Origin of the sequence: Cupriavidus necator N-1 (assembly GCF_000219215.1) — a bacterium.
GTDB lineage: Bacteria > Pseudomonadota > Gammaproteobacteria > Burkholderiales > Burkholderiaceae > Cupriavidus > Cupriavidus necator.
Genome location: NC_015723.1, coordinates 914,754 through 932,707, shown reverse-complemented (window position 1 = coordinate 932,707; position 17,954 = coordinate 914,754). Strand labels below are relative to the sequence as shown.

The following is a 17,954-nucleotide window of genomic DNA, read 5'->3' as shown; positions in this document are numbered from 1 at the left end:
GAAGGAGCCCGCCATGTTCGATCACCTGACCAATCCCGTACTGCTGGAAACCCGCGCCGGCATCCGCCGCTTTATCGACGAAGAGCTGCGCCCGCTGGAACAGGAACTCGGCCTGGGTTCTGAAGACCCATGGCCGCGCGAGACCCTGCGCAAGGTCTGGCGCCGCTCCAGCGAGCTGGGCTTCTACGCCGCCTGCCTGCCGACATCGCTCGGCGGCAAGGGCCTGAACATCCAGGAGCAATGCGCGCTCAAGGCCGACCTGGCCGCCAGCGGCTCCACCCTGGCGGCGCACGTGCTGGGCGACCTGGGCGGCCCGCCGCGCGTGGGCAACATGCTCAAGTACGCCACGCCCGACCAGCTCAAGCGCTACTTCGAGCCCGTGATCCGCGGCGAGAAGTCGACCTGCTTCGCACTGACGGAAACGCATTCCGGCTCCGACGCGCAAAGCATCAGGACCTCGGCCGTGGCCGATGGTGACGAGCTGGTCATCAACGGCGGCAAGCACTACATCAGCGGTGCGCCATTCGCCGACTTTGCCATCGTCATGTGCGTGACCGACGCCACCACCACGCCGCCGGCCATCACCGCGGTGCTGGTCGACCTGGACCTGCCGGGCGTGACGGTGAGCAACGAGTACGTGCCGATGTCGGGCCAGCATATCGACGGCGACATCCGCTTCGAGAACGTGCGCGTGCCGCGCGCCAATATCTTTGGCGGCGAAGGCAACGGCTTCAAGCTGGGCATGTCGCGCATCAACGTGAACCGCCTGCTGCACTGCCCCAGCATGCTGGGTCTGGCCACCAAGGCATATGAGTCGTCGGTGGCATACGCCGGCCAGCGCCGCCAGTTCGGCGGGCCGATCGCGCGCTTCCAGGCGATCCAGCACATGCTGGCCGACATGGCCGCCGCGCTGTGGGCCTGCGAAAGCATGATCACGCATACCGCCGCGCTGGCCGATGCCGGCGCCGACCTGCGCATGAAGGCCGCGGCGTGCAAGCTCTTTGTCTCGGAGCGCTGCTTCGAGGTGGCGGACAAGGCCGTGCAGATCCACGGCAATGTCGGCGTCACGCGCGGCCACCCGGTGGAGCAGACCTTCCGCAAACTGCGCATGTTCCGCATCTTCACCGGCACCAGCGAGATCCAGCGCAACACCATTGCGCGCGCTATCCTGGAACCGCTGCAGCAGCAGAAGGCCTGAGCGTGCCGGCGGCACGGTCGCCGCCGGCGAGAAGACCATACGACAAGACCACGGAGACCAAGCATGAACCGCCGAAACTGGCTTGCCACCGCCGGCGCCGCCGCGCTGGGCAGCCTGCTGCTGCCGGCCCGCGCCGCCAATGCATCATCCAGCTACCCCAACCGCCCGATCCGGCTGATCGTTCCGTTTATCGCCGGCAGTACGCCCGACAACGTCGCCCGCACGCTGTCGGCGGAGATGGGCAAGAAGCTCGGCCAGCCGCTGGTGGTCGAGAACATGCCCGGCGCCGGCGGCATCATCGGCGCCAGTGCGCTGCGCCGTGCCGCGCCCGATGGCTATACGCTGGGCATCCTGGCCAATACGCACGTGATCAACGTGCACATGTACCGCAAGATGCCGTATGACCCGGCGCAGGATTTCACGCCGATCACGGCCCTGTCGGGCGGACCGTCCGCGCTGGTGGTGCCCGTTTCGTCGCCCTACAAGACCGCTGCCGAACTGATCGCCGCCATGAAGAAGGCGCCGGGCAAGTTCAACTACGGCTCCGGCGGCAAGGGCAGCATCGCCCATCTTGCGGTGGAAACCATGCTGCACCAGACCGGCTGCGACGCCGTGCACATCCCTTACAAGGGTGCGCCGGAGATCATCACCGCCATGCTGACCGGACAAACCCAGTTCGGCATGCCCGTGCTCGGCACCGCGACACAGTACGTACGCAATAACCAGGTCAGGGTGCTTGCCGTCACTGCGGCCGCACGCTCGCCGTTTTTCCCGGACGTGCCGACCATGGCCGAAGCCCTGCCCCCGGGCTTTGTCATCGACAACTGGAGCGGCCTGTTCGCACCGGCCAACTTCCCGGCCGAACTGGCGCAGAAGCTGCACGCCGCGATCGGTGCCCTGCAAAGCGCCGGCGTGTTCGATGCCCAGCTCAAGGCCAATGCCGGCGAGCTGCGCCGCAGCGCCTCGCCAGCACAGTTCGCCACCTTGGTCGCCAGCGACAACGCGCGTTACGGCGACCTGATGAAGTCGATCGGCATGGTTGGCGACCTGGGCTGAGCGTCCTGCCCGCTCCGCGCCGCACGCTACCTTCCGCGCGTGCGGCACCCCTTCTTCCCTTCTCCCCCCAAGGCCCTGTATGAAGCCAGAATGGTCCTGCCTCAAGGACGTCACCATCATCGACGTCAGCCAGTTGCTGCCCGGTCCGCATGCATGCAGCCTGCTGCGACAACTAGGCGCGGATGTGATCAAGGTGGAGCAGCCCGGCACTGGCGACACCGCGCGGCAGCTTGGTCCAACGGTGTTTGCGCAGTTCAACCGCGGCAAGCGCTCGATTGCGCTGGACTTGAAGACCGATGCAGGCCGTGAGGCCTTCCTTGACCTGGTGCGCAATGCCGATGCCGTAGTGGAAGGCTTCCGCCCCGGCGTGATGGCGCGGCTTGGGCTGGGCTATGAAGCGCTGGCGGCGGTCAATCCGGCTATCGTGCTGTGTTCGGTCTCTGGCTTTGGCCAGACTGGCCCGTATGCCAGCCACGCCGGGCATGACCTGAACTACCTGGCGCTGGCTGGATATTGGGCGACGCCGGTGCAGGTGCACGATACGGTCTCGCGCCCGCGCGTGCGGGTGTCGGATTACGCCGCATCCGGTTACGCGGCGCTGTCGCTTGCGGTGGCGATCATGAGTGCGCGCCAGAATGGACAGGGTCAACATCTGGACGTCTCGATCCATGACGCGATCCTGTCGTGGACCGCCCATGGCGCCTGGGCCGCGCGCGGGCATGAGGCATCGCCCCAAGCATCCCCTACCGTGATGCCGGAGAACGATCTCTTCGAAACACGTGATGGCCGGCATCTGGCGATGGGCATCCTGGAGAACAAATTCTGGGTCAACCTGTGCGAGGCGCTGGGCGATGAGTTCCCTGCCCTGCGCGATCCGCGCTTTGACACGCGTGGTGTGCGGTACGGGCACAAGGTTGAGGTCAATGACCTGATGGCAGCGGTGTTCCGCACGCGCAACCTGGCCGAGTGGGAGGCGTTCTTCGGGCCGCTGGATATTCCGTTCTCGCCGGTGCTGGGGGCGACGGCGCTGTTTGAGGATCCGCATGTACAGGCGCGGGACGTGGTTCGGCCGGTGCCCGGGGAAGGCGGGATTGCTGTGAATTTTCCGGTGAGGTTCTCGCTGGGGTTGCCGGAGGGGGAGGATTTTGTGGCTCAGGTGGGGGAGCACAATGCGGATCCCCAATCCTCTAACCCCACAAATACCTAGCATGACCGTTCAGTCGCGCGCCGACGTCCCTTTCAGCCGCTTGAGGAACCACCGGGCGGCGGGGCCCGGCGGCGCGTCCTTGCGATACACGGCAAACATGGCAATCGGTGGGGTCCGGGGCTGAAAGCTCTCCAGTCTCAGTGGCACCAGCGTGCCCTGGTCGAGATCCGGCTGCACCATTGCCACGGGCATATGTCCCCAGCCAAAGCCGGCGCGCAGGAATGCATGCTTCGCGCCAAGGTCGGCCAGGCGCCAGGTCAAAGGGGAGAACACGCCGTAGGCCCTTCCCTCGCTTAGCGTGGTCCGGTCCGTGAGCACCAACTGGACGTGATCCTCCAGTTCGGCTGCCCGGATCAGCCTCTTCCTTGCCGCCAGCGGATGCTGCGGCGCCACGACCGTGACCATTGGCACATCGAGCAGCTTTTCGGCTTCCAGCGCCTGCGGAACCACCGGCATGGAGCCGCTGATGCCAAGCCGGCAAACGTTCTCGAGCACCGGCCGCAGGACTGCCCCCAGCGCCTCGACGTACAGGCGCAGCGGCGTATGGGGAAAGGCTTCGCGAAACTCCCCCACGGCCCCGGTCAGCGAAGCCATCGGATACATCACGTCCACGACCACTGACAACTCGGGCTCCAGCCCCTCCGCCATGGCGCGTGCCTTGGACTTGAACCCATCCATGCCGCTCACCACCAGGCGCGCTTGCGCCAACAGGGCGGTGCCCTGCTCCGTGAGGCGCGGATAGCGGCCACCCCGGTCGAACAGGCGCACGTCGATCTGCGCCTCCAGGTTGGCCAGCGTATGGCTCACCACCGACTGCGCGCGCCGCAGCTTGCGGCCCGCCGCGGAGAAGCTTCCTTCGTCGGCGGCGGCAATAAAGGTGCGCAACTGGTCCAACGAGACGCCATCGAGCATGTATCTACTCCATAGATGGATAACATCTACAAATATAGGCTACCAAGATGGATGTCAAGCGCCTACTCTCCCCTCATGCCATCTGCAAGGCCGCTTCTCCACTCTCTCCATCGAGGACCCATCATGAACTCCAAGCAAAACCTGTCGCATTCATCCCTTCCACTGATCGGCCGCATCCTTGTCGCCGCCATCTTCCTTGTCAGTGGGGTTGGCAAGCTGATAGCGCCGGGTGCCACCCTGGCCTACATCACATCGCTCGGCCTGCCTGCGCCGACGCTGGGCTTCGCCGGCGCGCTGGTGCTCGAACTGGCAGGCGGCGCACTCCTGATTGCCGGCTATCGCACGCGCGCCGTCGCGGCAATGCTTGCCGTCTACTCCGTGGCAACCGCGCTGATCTTCCACCACGCGCTCGGCGACCAGAACCAGATGTTCCACTTCCTGAAGAACCTGGCCATGGCCGGCGGGCTCCTGCAACTGGTGGCCAACGGCGCTGGCGCGTTCAGCCTGGACGAACGCCACACGACGTCCACACGGCTGGCCCACGCCAACTGATCTCGGTCGATACGGCCTTCGCTGCCGAAGGGCTGGCAGGCTCCACAGGGGAACATCATGAACAACGCAGCAGCACTACTGACCCAGCATTTCGAATCGCTTGTGGACAATCACGAGCGGTGGAAGGAACTGATTGCCGACGACATCGTGTGGAATCTTCCCTACGCGCCGAGCCTGGGCCACCCGCGTCAACTGGCTGGCAGGGAAGCCGTCATCAGGCATGCCCAGTGGTTCATCAGCGAGGTATCCGGCTTCCGCTTCTACGATGCGCAGGTCTCGGCACTGGCCGATCCAGGAATGTCCGTCGGCGTGGTGCGTGCCAAAGGCCTGATCCGATCGACCGGCCGGCCCTATGAACAGGAATATGTCGTCTTCCTGACCGTCAGGAACGGCAAGATCGCGCACCTTCGCGAGTACTTCAACCCGGTTCAGGCCGCAGTGGCGCTAGACGCGCCCATCGCGGTGGACTATGCAAGGAGCATCTGATGAAAGCCATACAAGTCGACGCATTCGGCGGCCCGCAGAATCTGGCACTCCGCGAAGTCGCGGATCCTCGCCCGGGCGACAATGAGGTGCTTGTCGACATCATGTCGACGTCGGTGAATCCCATCGACTGGAAGATCGTTTCCGGAGCAATGCGCAGCGTGATCCCGGTACCGCTACCGTTCACGCCCGGCGCCGATGCTGCCGGCACGGTGATCGCGGTGGGACGCAATGTCACGACCTTCGCACCCGGTGACGAAGTGATGGGGTTCATCGGGATTGCCGGGGGCTACGCGACCCGCGCCGCCGTCAGCGCGGAGCGGCTTGCGCGCAAGCCAGGGAATGTGCCGCTGATTGAAGCCGGGGCAATCCCGACCGTCGCACTGACCGCATGGCAGGCGCTGTTCGAACATGGCGGCCTTCGTACAGGACAGAAGATCCTCATCCATGCCGCGGCCGGCGGTGTCGGCAGCGTAGCGGTTCAGCTGGCCGCCCTGGCCGGCGCCGAGGTGATCGGCACCGCCTCCGCTGCCAACCTCGACTACGTGCGTAGCCTGGGCGCAACCGCCGTGATCGACTATGGCGCGGAGGATTTTGCCCGCCGGGTCGCGCAGGCGGATATGGTTCTCGACCTGGTCGGTGGCTACACGCAGGAGCAATCGTGGTTGGTCCTCAAGCCCGGCGGCGTCCTCGTCTCCAGCGTCAGTCAGCCAGACATACTGCGCTGCCGTGCGTCAGGCGCGGAGGGCAAACGCTTCTCCACCCGTCCTGACGGCCAGCAGCTCGCAGAGATCGCTGCCCTGTATGCGTCGGGCAAGCTGCGCACGCAGGTCGATTCGGTCTTTCCGCTTGACGAAGCATCGCACGCGATGAGCAGAAGCGTGACCAGGCATGCAAAAGGCAAGATCATCATCCAGATGGCGGATCAGCGATAACCGATAGCCGGGGGGGGTCGCGCTCATGGCAGCGCGACACTCATGCCCCCATCGACCATCACCACGGCGCCGATGATGTAGCTGGCCTTGTCCGATGTCAGGAACGCGATCACTTGCGCGATCTCCACGGGCGGCGCGGCGCGGCGCGGCGAATCTACGCATTCATTCCATGCTCGGCCAGGAACGCAGGCCCGTCGGCGTGGATATGGTTGGTGATGTTCGCCACCACATCGCCAGAGCCCACTGCATTGACGCGAATCCCATGCTCGATGGCTTCCAGGGACAGCGCACGCGTCAGCTTGGCCAATGCTCCCTTCGAGGCGGCATAGGCGGCGATCGTCGGGAGGGCCTGGCGTTCGCATCGCTTCGATGTTCACTCAGTGATTTCCCACTCGCCTGAGTTGCCGCAAGCTTCGCTCGCCTCTTCCGAATGCGACGTCTCTTATCGCCTGCATGACGTCGGCAGGAAATACTGGTCGCGTTATCGACGAGTGATGCGGCCTATTCGCTCCGGCCAGTTCCGGTCGAATAGATGCAGACGCACGCGGGGCGTGGGCGCCCTGCTACAGCCCGAAGAACTTACAGCGAGCACCCCACCCAATGTCCTTTGCGTTACCAGTGCGGCCATAGGCGTGGTCAGGGATCATGGTTTATTGGGAATTATGGGATCGCAATAATTATTGAAATTCAATAATTCCAAATAAGTGCACTATGCCAAACATCTATCGCCGCCCCGCTCTGGCCGACCGGATGACCCGGCAATTGCTGCGCCCTGGGGTCTTGGACGAAGGGTTGCGCTCCGGCCTATTCCTGTCCGGACTGCGGCGCACCGGCAAGACGACATTCTTGATCAATGACCTCGTCCCGGCTCTTGAAGCAGACGGGGCGATCCTGATCTATGTGGACCTGTGCCACGCTGGCACAGGCGCTGGCGGAAGTGGTCGACAAGGCGAAGACCAACGTTGTCCTGATCGTAGATGAGGTGCAGCATGCCATTACATCCGAGGAGGGCAACCGGATGCTGCTGGCGCTCAAGGCTGTGGGTGGGCGTACGTCAGCTAGATCGTCAGATAGGCAGCCAGTTCGATCAGCTGACAGCCCTTTCACGCTTCACAGCTAGTACGGTCTCACCGCTGCGGCTCCTGTTGCTTGTCGCCGCACGCGTTGCGCAAGTGCACATCCCCGTCGTGACGATGTATGTGCAATTCGGCGTTCTCTCGCATGGCCACCTCCCACCCCGCAGCGATTGCCGCTTCCATGGTCGGAAATCTCTGGGTTTTTATATTGAGGCCGCCGAATTCCAATGCCCAACCATCTTCTGCGGGTAGAACGCGAATGATCCGCGATTGCATAATGACCCCTCTCTAAGTTTCCCGCGACATACAGCGGGCGTCGCGTACTGTCGAGCAAGAACATGCTCCCGCGGACATGCGTGGCTGGGTAAGAGCCGGGATCATCCGGGAGGAACCGCATCGAGGGTACGTCATGCATCGCTGTACCTGCGTCAACGAACACACGAGCAAGACTGCTGCTGCATGGGCGGGCACCTTTCGGTGCCATACGAGCAGAAGACGCAGCAATCACCGGCCTTGGGCCTTAGCACCGCGTGGCAGCGCTCGCACTCATAGCACCACTGGCAGGCATCAATGGGCATGGTTTCTTCTTTTGCATGCGCGCACTTGGGGCAGGTGATGATTGACTGCAGCTTGACGGCGCTCATCATTTCTCTTTGCCTCACGGCCGATGGGCAGTAGACGGTCACCGTGCCTGGCGACCCGATCTCCGGCGTTGCCCATCGCAACGCAATCCGTCCTTCCCGTATGTGCGGTTTAGGCGTAGCCTAGGTCCGTACCAAGGTACGGAGTCAAGCGATGGACCACACACTAACAATCGGGAAGCTGGCCAAGGCGGCTGGTGTTGGCGTGGAGACGGTACGTTACTACCATCGGTGCGGCCTGCTGCCGGTGCCGGAGCGTGCCTATGGCGCCATTCGACAGTATTCGCAACAGAGCTTGCAGCGGCTTCATTTCATTCGCCAGGCCCAGTCGCTCGGGTTCACCCTGGATGAAGTCCGGGTACTGCTGCGACAGAACGATGGCGGGACGTGCAGCACAGCCCGCGCACTGGCCGAGCAAAAGCTCAGTCTTGTGGAGGAAAGATTGAAGGATTTGCGACGATTGCGAGCGGAACTGAAGAATCTCATTGGGCAATGCCACGCCAATGGCAATGAGGCTTCTTGTCCCTTGATTGACTCTTTGTCCGCCAACATCGGTAGAGAGGCTTAGGATCGGACCTGATACGACATGCAACGGAAAGGTGGGCCGGCCAACGGCAAACAGCGTGACAAGTGGTCCGGCGCGGACAAGCCGCGTTGAGGCTGGCGCACCTGTGGGCGGCGAGCCGGACGAAGCCTCGTCAGGCCGGGCGCCCACAGGCTGTCTTCAGTTCACCGTAACACCCCCAATCCCCTGTACCGCCTGCTGCCAGCGCGTGCGCTCTTCTTCCAGCACGCGGCCCGCTTCCGCCAGCCCCGTGCCGGCAGGCTCCCCTCCCTGCTCCCGCAACAGCGCAGCCATCTGCGGGGTCTTCACGATCTTGACGATTTCCGCGTTCAGGCGCTGCAGGATATCCGGGGGCGTGCCCGCCGGGGCATAGACTGCATGCCAACCCACCATCGACTCCAGCGCCGGCATGCCCTGCTCGGTGAAGGTAGGGACTTTAGGCAGCAGGCTGGAACGGTCCTTTCCGGCAATGGCCAGGCCGCGGATCTTGCCGGCATCGATCAGGGGCTTGGCGGAGCCGGGTTCACCGAAGCCGGCCACCACCTGCCCGCTGGCGAGATCGTTCATGAAGCTGCCCTTGTAGGGAACGTGGACCAGGTCGATACCGGCCTTCTTGTTCAGATACTCGCCTGCGATATGCGCCGAGGAACCGGTACCGAAGGACGCAAACGCGAGCGACCCGGGGTTCTGCTTTGCATAGGCCACGAACTCCTGCAGCGTCTTCGCGGGCACCTTCGCGTTGACCAGCAGGATCAGGGATCGCTTGACCACCTGAGAGACCACCACCACGTCTTTCTTGGCATCGTACGGCAGGCTCTTGTAGGTCAGCGGATTGAGCACGATCGGGCCGGAGATGGAGTAGAGCAGCGTGTAGCCGTCTGGCGCGGCCTTGGCCACCGCGTCCGTGCCGATGATGCCCGAGGCCCCCGGCCGGTTCTCGACCACGATGGACTGTCCAAGCGCGGCGCCCAGCTTCTGGGCGAGCGGGCGCGCGATCGCATCGGGGCCGCCGCCCGGCGGATAAGGCACGATCAGCTTGATGGGCCTGGCCGGGTAGCCCGATGTGGATTCGGCTGCGATGGCAGGCACCACGGTGCAGGCGAACGTGATCAGACCCGCAACGAGGCGGCCGGCATGGCTTGACTTGAACATTTTGTCTCCTGGTTGGCGCTCTGGCGGCGCTCGCTATGCGGTTGACCGGGGCTATGCCGGCGGCTGATCCGATAACAGGGCTTGCGTGCGCAAGCGTGCGGCTTCGTATTCCCTGCATGTGGTGGCGATCAAGGCAGCCACGCTGCCAACGTCGGATACCCCTGAAACGGTATGTCCGGCGCTCCAGATATCGCTCCAGCGTTTGGGCTTGTCGTGCGCCTTTCCCCCGCCGAAGCGGGCCTTGGCTTCTTCAAACGTGACCGACTCGTCCAGCCCGTCAGCGTCGAGGCCCGCGGCCTCGATGGAAGGTCGCAGCATGTTGGTATCGAGCCCTGTGAACGCGCGCGTGCGCAGCACGTCGTCGAGGCGACTTGCCACCACCATCTCCTTGTGGCGTGCATCTGCCATGCTTTCCGCGGTGGCGATGAACTTGGTGCCCATATAGCCAAGGTCGCAGCCCAGCACCCGGGCAGCCCACAACGCGTGGCCGTCCGAGATGCCACCGGCCAGCACCAGCGGCCCGTCGTAGAAAGCCCGGACCGCACGCGCGAAGGCCATCCCGTTGGCCCATCCGGTCTGGCCGCCCGCGCCGGCACTGAGCAGCACCAGTCCGTCGGCGCCGGCCTGCAGCGCCTTCTCGGCGTGCGCGACCGAGGCTACGTCTGCCAGCACCATGCACCCGACGTCGTGCAACGGCCCGACCACCGCGGCTGGAGACCCCACGCTGGTGATGACCATTTCCACCCGATGGCGCACCAGGCAGGCCAGATCGTCCTGCAGCCGCGGCTGGCGGATGATCAGGTTGGGGCAGAACGGCGCCGGCTCGGCTTTGCCCGCTTCTCGCTCATCGAGGTCGGCGCGGATGGTCGTCAGCCACTGATCGAGTTCCTCCACCGTGCGCGCGTTGGCGGTCGGGAAGGCACCGACCACGCCGTTGCGGCAGGCAGCGGTCACCAGCGCCGGTCCGCTGATGCGCAGCATGGGCGCGGCGATCAGCGGCAGGCGCAAGCGCGGCCACGGCAGCTCCAGCCCGCCGGTTGCAATGGCGGACCTCATCGGCCCCGCCATTGCGGCTTGCGCTTTTCCGCGAAAGCGGCCAGGCCTTCCCGCCGGTCTTCGGAATCCAGGGCGCGCGCGGCGATCGGGGCCTGCTTCTGCCAGGCCTCCTCGTCGGTCCAGTTGGCGCTGAGGCGCATGATTTCCTTGCTCGCGGCCATGGCGAGCGGCGCGTTGACCAGCAAGCCCTCGGCGAGCGTGATGGCTTCCTGCAGCGCGGTGCCCGGCTCCACCAGACGGTTGGCGAGTCCGTGCTGATGGAAGAAGGCGGCGTCGCGGATCTGGCCGGACAGCGCCAACTCCATCGCGATATGGTAGGGAATGCGGCGCGGCAGCCGGAACAGGCCGCCGCCTACCGCCACCACGCTGTGGCGCACTTCCGGCAGGCCCATGAGGGCATTGCGCGCGGCCACGATCAGGTCGCAGGACAGGCAAAGCTCCAGCCCGCCGCCCACCGCATAGCCTTCCACCGCCGCGATCAGCGGCTTGCGCGGCGGGCGGCGGAACAGCCCGAAGCCGCCGCGGTCGTCGGTGGTGGCGCGCTCGCCGCGTGCCACGGCCTTCAGGTCCGCGCCGGTGGAAAAATTGCCATCGCTGCCAGTGAGGATGCCGATGAACAGGCTCTCTTCGTCATCGAGCAGGTCCATCGCGGCATTCATCTGCACCGCGGTTTCGGCATCGCACGCATTCTTGACCTGCGGGCGGTTGATGGTGACGATGAGCAGCGGACCGCGCCGCTCTGTCAGCACCTTGGGAGTATCGTCGTTCATGCGCACCTCACTGGGCAAAGGAGAAGCCGCCGTTGACCGGATAGGTCTGACCGGTGATCCAGGCACTGGCATCCGAAGCCAGGAAGAGCACCATGTTCGCCACGTCCTCGGGGCGCCCCGGCCGGCGGATGACGTACTTCTCCATCATCTTCTTCAGCCTGTCAGGATCGTCGGCCAGGCGCTTTTCGATCGCAGGAGTCGCCGTGGCCGCGATCGCCACGGTGTTGGCCGTGACCTGATAGCGCCCGAGCGTGCGGGCAATCGCGCGCATGAAGCCGGCAGCCCCTGCCTTGGCGCCGGAATAGATCTCAAGGCCCGGTTCGCCCACGCGTCCGGCATCGGAGATGATGGTGATGATGCGGCCGCGCTTGCGCTCGATCATGTCGGGGATGCAGGCGCTGGCGCAGTGGATCACCCCGTAGAAATTGACCTCGATCGCGCTGTTCCAGGCCTCTCGCCCATGCTCCCAGAACGGCTTGCGCACGTCTGGCGACGGCGTCGCGCCATGGTTGCCGGCATTGTTGACCAGCACGTCGATGGGGCCGGCAAGTTCGCGTGCCTGCGCAACCATGCGCCTGACACTGTCGGCATCGGACACATCCGCCTGCACCGCAAACGCGTTGCCGCCGGCGTCCCGGATCGATTGCGCGACGGCTTGCGCGCGTTCGGCAAAGTAATCGTTGACGATCACCGCGGCAGCGCCGTGCCCGGCGAAGTGCCGGGCGATCTGCTCGCCCACGCCCTGTCCGGCGCCTGTCACCAGCGCCACCTTGCCTTCGAGACTGAGTAGGTCGTTCATACGTGCCGCTCCTGTCCTTTCCAATAGGGATCCCGCAGTTCGCGCTTCAGGAGCTTGCCCATGGTGTTGCGCGGCAATTCCTGCATGAATTCGATACGGCGCGGCCGCTTGTACGAAGCGAGATGCTCCGCGCAGTGGGCCAGCACCTCATGCTCGCCGACGCGATGGCCGGGCTTGAGTTCGCAGAAGGCAAGCACCTGCTCGCCGAACTCGTCGTCGGGGATCCCGATCACCGCGGCGTCCAGGATGGAGGGATGCCTCAGCAGCGCCGCCTCGATCTCGGCCGGATAGATGTTCACGCCGCCGGAAATGATCATGTCCTTGGCGCGGTCGGTGATGAAGATGTACCCGTCCTCATCGAGATAGCCGACATCGCCGACGCGGAAGAAGCCCTCGGCGTCAACCGTGTCGGGGCCGAGCGGCGGCGCATTCAGGTAGTTGCGGATGGTCACCGGCGTGCGGATCCACAGTTCGCCGCGCTGGCCTGCCGGCAGGCAATGTCCTTGCGCGTCCCGGACCTGCACGATGACATGCCGGTGCGGCTTGCCGCTGGAACCCGGCTTGATGCGCTGCATCTCTGGCGGCAGCCGGGAAATCATGCCGACCTCGCTGGCGCCGTAGCCTTCCTGCAGGGTATCGGCGCCGAAGTAGCCGAGAATCCATTCCTTCAGCCCGTAGGGCACGGGAGCGGCCCCGATGCTGAGGCCACGGATCGACGAGACATCGTAGCGGGCCAGCACTTCGGCAGGCAGCGCCGCCAGGCGCTTGTACATGGTGGGCACGCCGGTCCAGGTAGTGACCTTGTGGCGGGCAATCAGTTGCAGCGTCTCTTCCGGCAGGAAGCGCCGCTGCAGTACGGTCTTGCCGCCACGACGCACGCACGCCCAGAACTGGGACGGGCCGGAACCGTGGTGGGCCGGCATGTTGATCAGGCTGACGCTCTCGCCGGCGCCGCCGCGGTAGGCCTCCACGGACTCGCGGTACTCGCGCATCGTCTGGGGATCGGTGCCGCGATGCATCGTCACCCCCTTGGGCAGCCCGGTGGTGCCTGAGGTGTAGATGATCAGCGGGGGCTCGGCCTGCGCATGGAGTGGTACATCGCTACTTTCGAGCAAGACGCTGTATGGCAGGAATCCGTCGGCGGGCGCGTCGATCGAGATGGCAAGCTTGATGGGCAACGCATCCAGCAAGGGCTTCAACGCGGACGGATCGACATCGTCGCAAAGGAACACCGTTGCCCTGCTGTCAGCCAGCACGTGGCGGCTTTCTTCCGGTGTCAGCCGCCAGTTCAGCCCGAGCATCGTGCTGCCCAGCTTGGCTAGCGCACCGGCAACGATGGCCCATTCGAGCCGCACCTGGGTGCGCAGCACGACGATGTCGCCGGCACCGACCCCGCGTTCCCGCAATCCATGCGCGACGCGGTTGGCTACCTCGTTAAACGCCGCCCAGGTCAGGCTGCGCTCTCCTTCGACCAGGGCGACATCGTCGGGTTTTTCCGCCGCCCATCGTTCGATTCCAATCAGCATTGCTTGGTCCATGTCTCCTTACCTCGGCGATGTCGGGCGGGGTTGTTGCTGCTGCCCGAACCACAACTTGCTTGTTGTCGGACAAGAATATGTATTTGCTTGTTCATCAGCAAGTAAGTGTATTCCCGGATTCCGCCGCGAAGGGCGCTCACTAAACTGGGCAGGGTTATCCAACTACTCGCGCCACCCCGAGTGGCGCATTCGCCATGACCCTGCCCTTACTGAAACCTGCGCTCTACCGCGCGCAGGGCACGCCGGCGCTGCCGGAACACCCCGCCCTGCTCGGCGGAACATGCCGCTGCGGCCATGTCTTTTACCCGTGGCAAAGCTATGGCTGCGAGCGCTGCGGCGCCACCGGCGACGCGCTGACGCCCGTGGCCCTGAGCGGACGCGGTCGGGTGGAATCCAGCGCGGTGGTGCATCTCCACGCCTCACCAGCGCGGCAGGCGCCTTTCACGGTCACCGCGGTGAGGCTGGAAGACGGCCCCCTGGTGCGCACGCTTGCGCTCGGGAGCGAAGCTGGCCAGGGGACTGGGGGAACGAGGCTGGTGCCGGGCGATGCCGTCGTCGCAGTGCTCGCCGAGGTGTTGGACGGGCAGCAGGAAGGCAGCACGCAAGCGCGCGCGCTGGATCTTCGCTTTGTTCGCGTCGCCTGAACCGGAGGAACGGATCCCATGAGCGTTGCACTCACCACCCTTCGCCCGGTCTATGTCATCGGCATCGGCTTTCATCGCTACCAGCCGCTGAGCGAAACACCTTACGTTCAACTCGGGCTCACCGCCGCCCGCGCCGCGCTGGCCGATGCCGGCGTACCGTGGGAAGGCGTCCAGTCCGCCTATGTCGCCACGGCCTTGCTGCCGATGGCCGCCGGCCGGCCCATGCTGCGGCACCTCGGCGCCACCGGCATCCCCATCGTCCATATCGAGAACGCCTCTGCCTCCGGTTCGGCGGCATTTCGCCAGGCCTGCCTGGAAGTGGCGACGGGTCTCACTGACATGTCCCTCGCGCTTGGCGTCGACAAGCCGCGCACGCAGGGGCGCCCCGAACGCGCGGAACACCAGACTGGCATTGCCAGCCTGGCCGACGACGCCATCGTGCCATTCACGCATTTTGCGCTGCTGGCCGATGCCTACGCGCACCGCAACCGCGTGGCGGTCGAGGACATTGCCCTGGTGGCGGTGAAGAATCACCGCAACGGCGCCAGCAATCCGTTCGCACAGCGGCAGAAAGCACGCACGCTGGATGAGATCCTGGCGGGCAAGCCCATTGCCGGCAGCTTTACCGCGCTGCAGTGCACGCCGGTCGGAGAAGGTTCGGCCGCCGTCATCGTGGCTTCGGAAGCGGCACTCAGACGCTACGGCGTGGATCCGGGCCGGGCCATCCGGGCGCTGGCCTCGGCCGCGGGAAGCCAGCGCGTGTACGACGATCCTGCGCGCTATGACACGCTGCTGACGCAGGAAACGGTGCACCGGGCCCTGGCCGATGCCGGCGTTTCGCCACGGCAGCTCGATGTGGTCGAACTGCACGACGCTTTTACGGTAGAGGAACTGGAGTACCTGGAAGCGATTGGCGTGTGCGATGAAGGCCATGCCATGCCGCTACTCAAGGAAGGTGCGTTCGACATTGGCGGCCGTTGCGCCGTGAGCCCGTCCGGCGGGCTGATCGCCATGGGCCACCCGATCGGGCCCACCGGGATCGGGCAAGTAGGCGAGATCGTGCGGCAACTGCGGCACGAGGCCGGCGACCGGCAGCAAGCTTCTGCCCGTTACGGGCTGGCCCACATGGTCGGCCTGGGCGCCGTCTGCTACGCGCACGTGCTGGCGCGCCCCTGAAGCACGCTGCAGCGCTGCGTCATGCCGTCGGGTCAGGACGCAGCGCGCGCGCCATCGTGCCCACCAGGGCATCCCGCACCTGGGCGGGATTGGCATGCGGCGATCCCAGCAGGAACTGCGCCGAGATGCCGCGCAGCGCGCCAAGTATGACGATGGACTCCGCCACGGGGTCGACATCGGCCCGGATCTCCTGCTTGCGGATGCCGATGCGCAGATGCCCCTCGAAGTACGCCAGCGACGCGCAGTTGAACTGATCCAGCGCGACAGCGAGCGCCCCGCCCGAGACAAAGGCTTCGGTGAACATGATGTACAGCGCGCGGGTGGCGCAGTCGTGGCTCGCGGCCCGGTCGATGTAGAGCCCGACCACGCCGAGAATGGCATCGAGGCCCGGCCGCCACGGACCTGCGGCGTTTCGCGCCGCACGGAAATTCCTTCCGATCCGTCCCACCAGCGCCGTCAACAGGCCTTCCTTGTTGCCATAGTGGTGGGCCGGCAGGCCCCGGCTGTAACCCGCCCGTTCGCCGACCTCGCCCAGGGTCGTCCCCGTCACGCCTTTCTCGCTCACCAGTTCCATGGCGCTCTGGAGAATGCGGCGTTCCGCTTCTTCCCTGCGGTCGCTTTGCTTGCGGCGTTGCCTGGCGGGAGGCGCTTCGATTCCGGAGGGGCTGTTCATGTGACTGATAGGCGATCGTTTGAAACTTGCTTGTCAGCCAGGATGATACTTCAGGCGTGCCCCTGGTTCCTCCCCCACCTGTAGCGATCTCTACGCTATTGAAGCGCGGCGTACGGGCATCTAACATGCCGCCATGCCTGCCCTTGCCGTGTGCCTTGCCAAAGCCGGTGCCTTCGAGTCCGGCGCATGCTGTTTTTTTTACGGCGTGGTCGTCACGGACTTCCCCTGGCTCAATGAGAAGACCGGGATACGGACGCCATTGCGATGCGCACACGTGAAGACCCGGCCATGACTGTCAGCAGAGGCTGGCTTGCGCGCCTGGTCCTGCCCGCACGCGTTCATCCCGGCGCTTTGCCGCTTCTCGTCGGGCGCGCGCTGCGCGGGTTCTGTGACGGCTTTATCGCCGTGCTGTTGCCGGCGTACCTGCTGGCCCTCGGTTTCGCGCAACTGGCAGTGGGACTGGTCAGCAGCGCCACCCTGATCGGCTCGGCACTGGCGACGGTCCTGGTGGGCGTCATCGGCCATCGCTATCCGCAGCGCAGGCTGCTGGTGTCGGCGGCCGCGCTGATGGCCGCGACGGGCATAGGCTTCGCCGGGCTGTCCTCTCTCTGGCCGCTGTTGCTGGTCGCATTCGTAGGCACGCTCAACCCCAGTTCCGGCGACGTCAGCGTCTTCCTGCCGCTTGAGCATGCCGGTCTTGCCGATTCGGCCTCCCCCGATGCCCGCACTGCGCTGTTCGCCCGCTACAGCCTGACCGGGGCCCTCTGCGCCGCCATTGGCGCGCTGGCGGCGGCGCTGCCGGACTGGCTCGCGGCGCAGCTTGGGGTTCCTGTCCTCAGCGCGCTGCGCGCCATGTTCATTGTCTATGCCCTGACCGGTGCCGCACTCTGGATCCTCTATGCCCGCATGCCGGAGCCGCCAGCGCACCTGGCAACGACGAGAGTCCCGCTGGGACCGTCTCGCCGGATCGTTACCCGCCTTGCCCTGCTCTTCAGCGTCGACGCATTTGCCGGCGGCCTGGTGGTGAACTCTCTGCTAGCGCTCTGGTTGATGCAGCGCTTCAGCCTTTCCATTGGTGCCGCCGGGCAATTCTTCTTCTGGGCCGGGCTGCTAAGCGCCGGCTCCCAACTCGTGGCTGCGCCGCTGGCTCGCAGGTTCGGTTTGCTGAATACGATGGTGTTCACCCATATCCCATCCAGCCTCTGCCTGATCGCGGCCGCGTTCGCCCCCTCCCTGCCGGCGACGCTGGCGCTGTTGCTCGTACGCAGCGCGCTGTCGCAGATGGATGTACCGACCCGGACCGCCTATGTCATGGCCGTGGTGACGCCGCCCGAGCGGCCGGCGGCGGCAAGCCTGACCGCCGTGCCCAGGAGCCTGGCTGCCGCATTCGGCCCGACCCTGGCGGGCGCGCTGCTGGCCATGGGCTGGGTCGGGACGCCGCTGGTTGCCTGCGGCGTGCTCAAGATTGCCTACGACCTCGCACTCCTTGGTGCGTTCAGGCGGGTCAAGCCTCTCGATTAA

General features: G+C 65.4%; 20 protein-coding genes and 1 pseudogene. 11 read left to right on the top strand and 10 right to left on the bottom strand.

The window, feature by feature from the left end:
• Positions 1-13: 13 nt before the first annotated feature.
• From CNE_RS22380 to CNE_RS22370, 3 genes are all read left to right on the top strand, one after another.
• On the top strand, positions 14-1,198 hold the full coding sequence (locus CNE_RS22380; protein WP_013952555.1) for an acyl-CoA dehydrogenase family protein: 1,185 nt from the start codon (positions 14-16) through the stop codon (positions 1,196-1,198).
• Between the two features lie 63 nt (positions 1,199-1,261).
• A complete protein-coding gene (locus CNE_RS22375; protein ID WP_013952554.1) occupies positions 1,262-2,254 on the top strand; it encodes a tripartite tricarboxylate transporter substrate binding protein in 993 nt (330 codons plus the stop codon).
• A 79-nt stretch (positions 2,255-2,333) separates the two neighbouring features.
• Positions 2,334-3,461: a CaiB/BaiF CoA transferase family protein gene (locus CNE_RS22370; protein WP_013952553.1), complete on the top strand. Its 1,128-nt coding sequence runs from the start codon at positions 2,334-2,336 to the stop codon at positions 3,459-3,461.
• 9 nt (positions 3,462-3,470) lie between these two features.
• Here the strand turns inward: CNE_RS22370 and CNE_RS22365 are convergent, their stop codons facing one another.
• Positions 3,471-4,373 (bottom strand): LysR family transcriptional regulator, encoded by a 903-nt coding sequence (locus CNE_RS22365; protein WP_013952552.1) that lies wholly within the window; start codon positions 4,371-4,373, stop codon positions 3,471-3,473.
• A 123-nt stretch (positions 4,374-4,496) separates the two neighbouring features.
• On the opposite strand from CNE_RS22365, the gene CNE_RS22360 reads away from it, so the two are divergent.
• Genes CNE_RS22360 through CNE_RS22350 form a run of 3 tightly spaced genes read left to right on the top strand, consistent with a single transcriptional unit; the run spans position 4,497 to position 6,343 of the window.
• Positions 4,497-4,925 (top strand): DoxX family protein, encoded by a 429-nt coding sequence (locus CNE_RS22360; RefSeq protein WP_013952551.1) that lies wholly within the window; start codon positions 4,497-4,499, stop codon positions 4,923-4,925.
• 57 nt (positions 4,926-4,982) lie between these two features.
• Positions 4,983-5,411 (top strand): nuclear transport factor 2 family protein, encoded by a 429-nt coding sequence (locus CNE_RS22355; protein ID WP_013952550.1) that lies wholly within the window; start codon positions 4,983-4,985, stop codon positions 5,409-5,411.
• Positions 5,411-6,343 carry an NADP-dependent oxidoreductase gene (locus CNE_RS22350; RefSeq protein ID WP_013952549.1) on the top strand — a complete coding sequence of 311 codons (933 nt, stop codon included), beginning with the start codon at positions 5,411-5,413 and terminating at the stop codon, positions 6,341-6,343. Before CNE_RS22355 ends, CNE_RS22350 begins: the two co-directional genes overlap by 1 nt.
• Positions 6,344-6,366: 23 nt before the next feature.
• On the opposite strand, the pseudogene CNE_RS22345 reads toward CNE_RS22350, so the two are convergent.
• Positions 6,367-6,695 (bottom strand): annotated as a pseudogene (locus tag CNE_RS22345) (SDR family oxidoreductase); the annotation flags it as partial.
• 359 nt (positions 6,696-7,054) lie between these two features.
• On the opposite strand from CNE_RS22345, the gene CNE_RS39365 reads away from it, so the two are divergent.
• Entirely contained in the window at positions 7,055-7,324 is a 270-nt protein-coding gene (locus CNE_RS39365; protein ID WP_404997173.1) for a hypothetical protein, read from the top strand.
• A 146-nt stretch (positions 7,325-7,470) separates the two neighbouring features.
• Here CNE_RS39365 and CNE_RS22335 read toward each other — a convergent pair whose 3' ends face one another.
• Together CNE_RS22335 and CNE_RS42185 are read right to left on the bottom strand one after the other, a co-directional pair.
• The gene (locus tag CNE_RS22335; RefSeq protein WP_041228584.1) at positions 7,471-7,695 is read right to left on the bottom strand and encodes a DUF2188 domain-containing protein; all 225 of its coding nucleotides are present in this window, start codon (positions 7,693-7,695) and stop codon (positions 7,471-7,473) included.
• Positions 7,696-7,847: 152 nt separating this feature from the next.
• Positions 7,848-8,063: a GDCCVxC domain-containing (seleno)protein gene (locus tag CNE_RS42185; protein WP_080569613.1), complete on the bottom strand. Its 216-nt coding sequence runs from the start codon at positions 8,061-8,063 to the stop codon at positions 7,848-7,850.
• Between the two features lie 151 nt (positions 8,064-8,214).
• Here CNE_RS42185 and CNE_RS22330 point away from each other — a divergent pair, with 151 nt between their 5' ends.
• Positions 8,215-8,628: a MerR family transcriptional regulator gene (locus CNE_RS22330; protein WP_013952544.1), complete on the top strand. Its 414-nt coding sequence runs from the start codon at positions 8,215-8,217 to the stop codon at positions 8,626-8,628.
• 156 nt (positions 8,629-8,784) lie between these two features.
• On the opposite strand, the gene CNE_RS22325 is transcribed toward CNE_RS22330, so the two are convergent.
• From CNE_RS22325 to CNE_RS22305, 5 genes are read right to left on the bottom strand one after another with little or no spacing between them, the layout of a single operon-like run.
• The gene (locus CNE_RS22325) at positions 8,785-9,777 is read right to left on the bottom strand and encodes a Bug family tripartite tricarboxylate transporter substrate binding protein (RefSeq protein ID WP_013952543.1); all 993 of its coding nucleotides are present in this window, start codon (positions 9,775-9,777) and stop codon (positions 8,785-8,787) included.
• A 51-nt stretch (positions 9,778-9,828) separates the two neighbouring features.
• A complete protein-coding gene (locus CNE_RS22320) occupies positions 9,829-10,833 on the bottom strand; it encodes an NAD(P)H-dependent flavin oxidoreductase (protein ID WP_148271650.1) in 1,005 nt (334 codons plus the stop codon).
• On the bottom strand, positions 10,830-11,603 hold the full coding sequence (locus CNE_RS22315; protein WP_013952541.1) for a crotonase/enoyl-CoA hydratase family protein: 774 nt from the start codon (positions 11,601-11,603) through the stop codon (positions 10,830-10,832). Before CNE_RS22315 ends, CNE_RS22320 begins: the two co-directional genes overlap by 4 nt.
• 7 nt (positions 11,604-11,610) lie before the next feature.
• Positions 11,611-12,402, bottom strand: a complete 792-nt coding sequence (locus tag CNE_RS22310; RefSeq protein ID WP_013952540.1) for an SDR family NAD(P)-dependent oxidoreductase — start codon at positions 12,400-12,402, stop codon at positions 11,611-11,613.
• Entirely contained in the window at positions 12,399-13,940 is a 1,542-nt protein-coding gene (locus CNE_RS22305; RefSeq protein ID WP_013952539.1) for a class I adenylate-forming enzyme family protein, read from the bottom strand. The genes CNE_RS22310 and CNE_RS22305 overlap by 4 nt, the downstream gene beginning before the upstream one ends.
• A 194-nt stretch (positions 13,941-14,134) precedes the next feature.
• On the opposite strand from CNE_RS22305, the gene CNE_RS22300 reads away from it, so the two are divergent.
• On the top strand, positions 14,135-14,584 hold the full coding sequence (locus tag CNE_RS22300; RefSeq protein WP_013952538.1) for a Zn-ribbon domain-containing OB-fold protein: 450 nt from the start codon (positions 14,135-14,137) through the stop codon (positions 14,582-14,584).
• 18 nt (positions 14,585-14,602) lie between these two features.
• Positions 14,603-15,760: a thiolase family protein gene (locus CNE_RS22295; protein WP_013952537.1), complete on the top strand. Its 1,158-nt coding sequence runs from the start codon at positions 14,603-14,605 to the stop codon at positions 15,758-15,760.
• 19 nt (positions 15,761-15,779) lie between these two features.
• Here the strand turns inward: CNE_RS22295 and CNE_RS22290 are convergent, their stop codons facing one another.
• Positions 15,780-16,433, bottom strand: coding sequence for a TetR/AcrR family transcriptional regulator (locus CNE_RS22290; protein WP_013952536.1), 654 nt, complete (start codon positions 16,431-16,433; stop codon positions 15,780-15,782).
• Between the two features lie 288 nt (positions 16,434-16,721).
• On the opposite strand from CNE_RS22290, the gene CNE_RS22285 reads away from it, so the two are divergent.
• Entirely contained in the window at positions 16,722-17,954 is a 1,233-nt protein-coding gene (locus CNE_RS22285) for an MFS transporter (RefSeq protein ID WP_013952535.1), read from the top strand.

Coding starts and splice junctions, on each gene's coding strand:
- CNE_RS22365 (WP_013952552.1), bottom strand. CDS start 4,373: ATGCTCGATGGCGTCTCGTTGGACCAGTTGCGCACCTTTATTGCCGCC.
- CNE_RS22380 (WP_013952555.1), top strand. CDS start 14: ATGTTCGATCACCTGACCAATCCCGTACTGCTGGAAACCCGCGCCGGC.
- CNE_RS22300 (WP_013952538.1), top strand. CDS start 14,135: ATGACCCTGCCCTTACTGAAACCTGCGCTCTACCGCGCGCAGGGCACG.
- CNE_RS22320 (WP_148271650.1), bottom strand. CDS start 10,833: ATGAGGTCCGCCATTGCAACCGGCGGGCTGGAGCTGCCGTGGCCGCGC.
- CNE_RS22310 (WP_013952540.1), bottom strand. CDS start 12,402: ATGAACGACCTACTCAGTCTCGAAGGCAAGGTGGCGCTGGTGACAGGC.
- CNE_RS22290 (WP_013952536.1), bottom strand. CDS start 16,433: ATGAACAGCCCCTCCGGAATCGAAGCGCCTCCCGCCAGGCAACGCCGC.
- CNE_RS22350 (WP_013952549.1), top strand. CDS start 5,411: ATGAAAGCCATACAAGTCGACGCATTCGGCGGCCCGCAGAATCTGGCA.
- CNE_RS22325 (WP_013952543.1), bottom strand. CDS start 9,777: ATGTTCAAGTCAAGCCATGCCGGCCGCCTCGTTGCGGGTCTGATCACG.
- CNE_RS22295 (WP_013952537.1), top strand. CDS start 14,603: ATGAGCGTTGCACTCACCACCCTTCGCCCGGTCTATGTCATCGGCATC.
- CNE_RS22355 (WP_013952550.1), top strand. CDS start 4,983: ATGAACAACGCAGCAGCACTACTGACCCAGCATTTCGAATCGCTTGTG.
- CNE_RS42185 (WP_080569613.1), bottom strand. CDS start 8,063: ATGAGCGCCGTCAAGCTGCAGTCAATCATCACCTGCCCCAAGTGCGCG.
- CNE_RS22335 (WP_041228584.1), bottom strand. CDS start 7,695: ATGCAATCGCGGATCATTCGCGTTCTACCCGCAGAAGATGGTTGGGCA.
- CNE_RS22360 (WP_013952551.1), top strand. CDS start 4,497: ATGAACTCCAAGCAAAACCTGTCGCATTCATCCCTTCCACTGATCGGC.
- CNE_RS22375 (WP_013952554.1), top strand. CDS start 1,262: ATGAACCGCCGAAACTGGCTTGCCACCGCCGGCGCCGCCGCGCTGGGC.
- CNE_RS22330 (WP_013952544.1), top strand. CDS start 8,215: ATGGACCACACACTAACAATCGGGAAGCTGGCCAAGGCGGCTGGTGTT.
- CNE_RS22315 (WP_013952541.1), bottom strand. CDS start 11,603: ATGAACGACGATACTCCCAAGGTGCTGACAGAGCGGCGCGGTCCGCTG.
- CNE_RS39365 (WP_404997173.1), top strand. CDS start 7,055: ATGCCAAACATCTATCGCCGCCCCGCTCTGGCCGACCGGATGACCCGG.
- CNE_RS22370 (WP_013952553.1), top strand. CDS start 2,334: ATGAAGCCAGAATGGTCCTGCCTCAAGGACGTCACCATCATCGACGTC.
- CNE_RS22285 (WP_013952535.1), top strand. CDS start 16,722: ATGACTGTCAGCAGAGGCTGGCTTGCGCGCCTGGTCCTGCCCGCACGC.
- CNE_RS22305 (WP_013952539.1), bottom strand. CDS start 13,940: ATGGACCAAGCAATGCTGATTGGAATCGAACGATGGGCGGCGGAAAAA.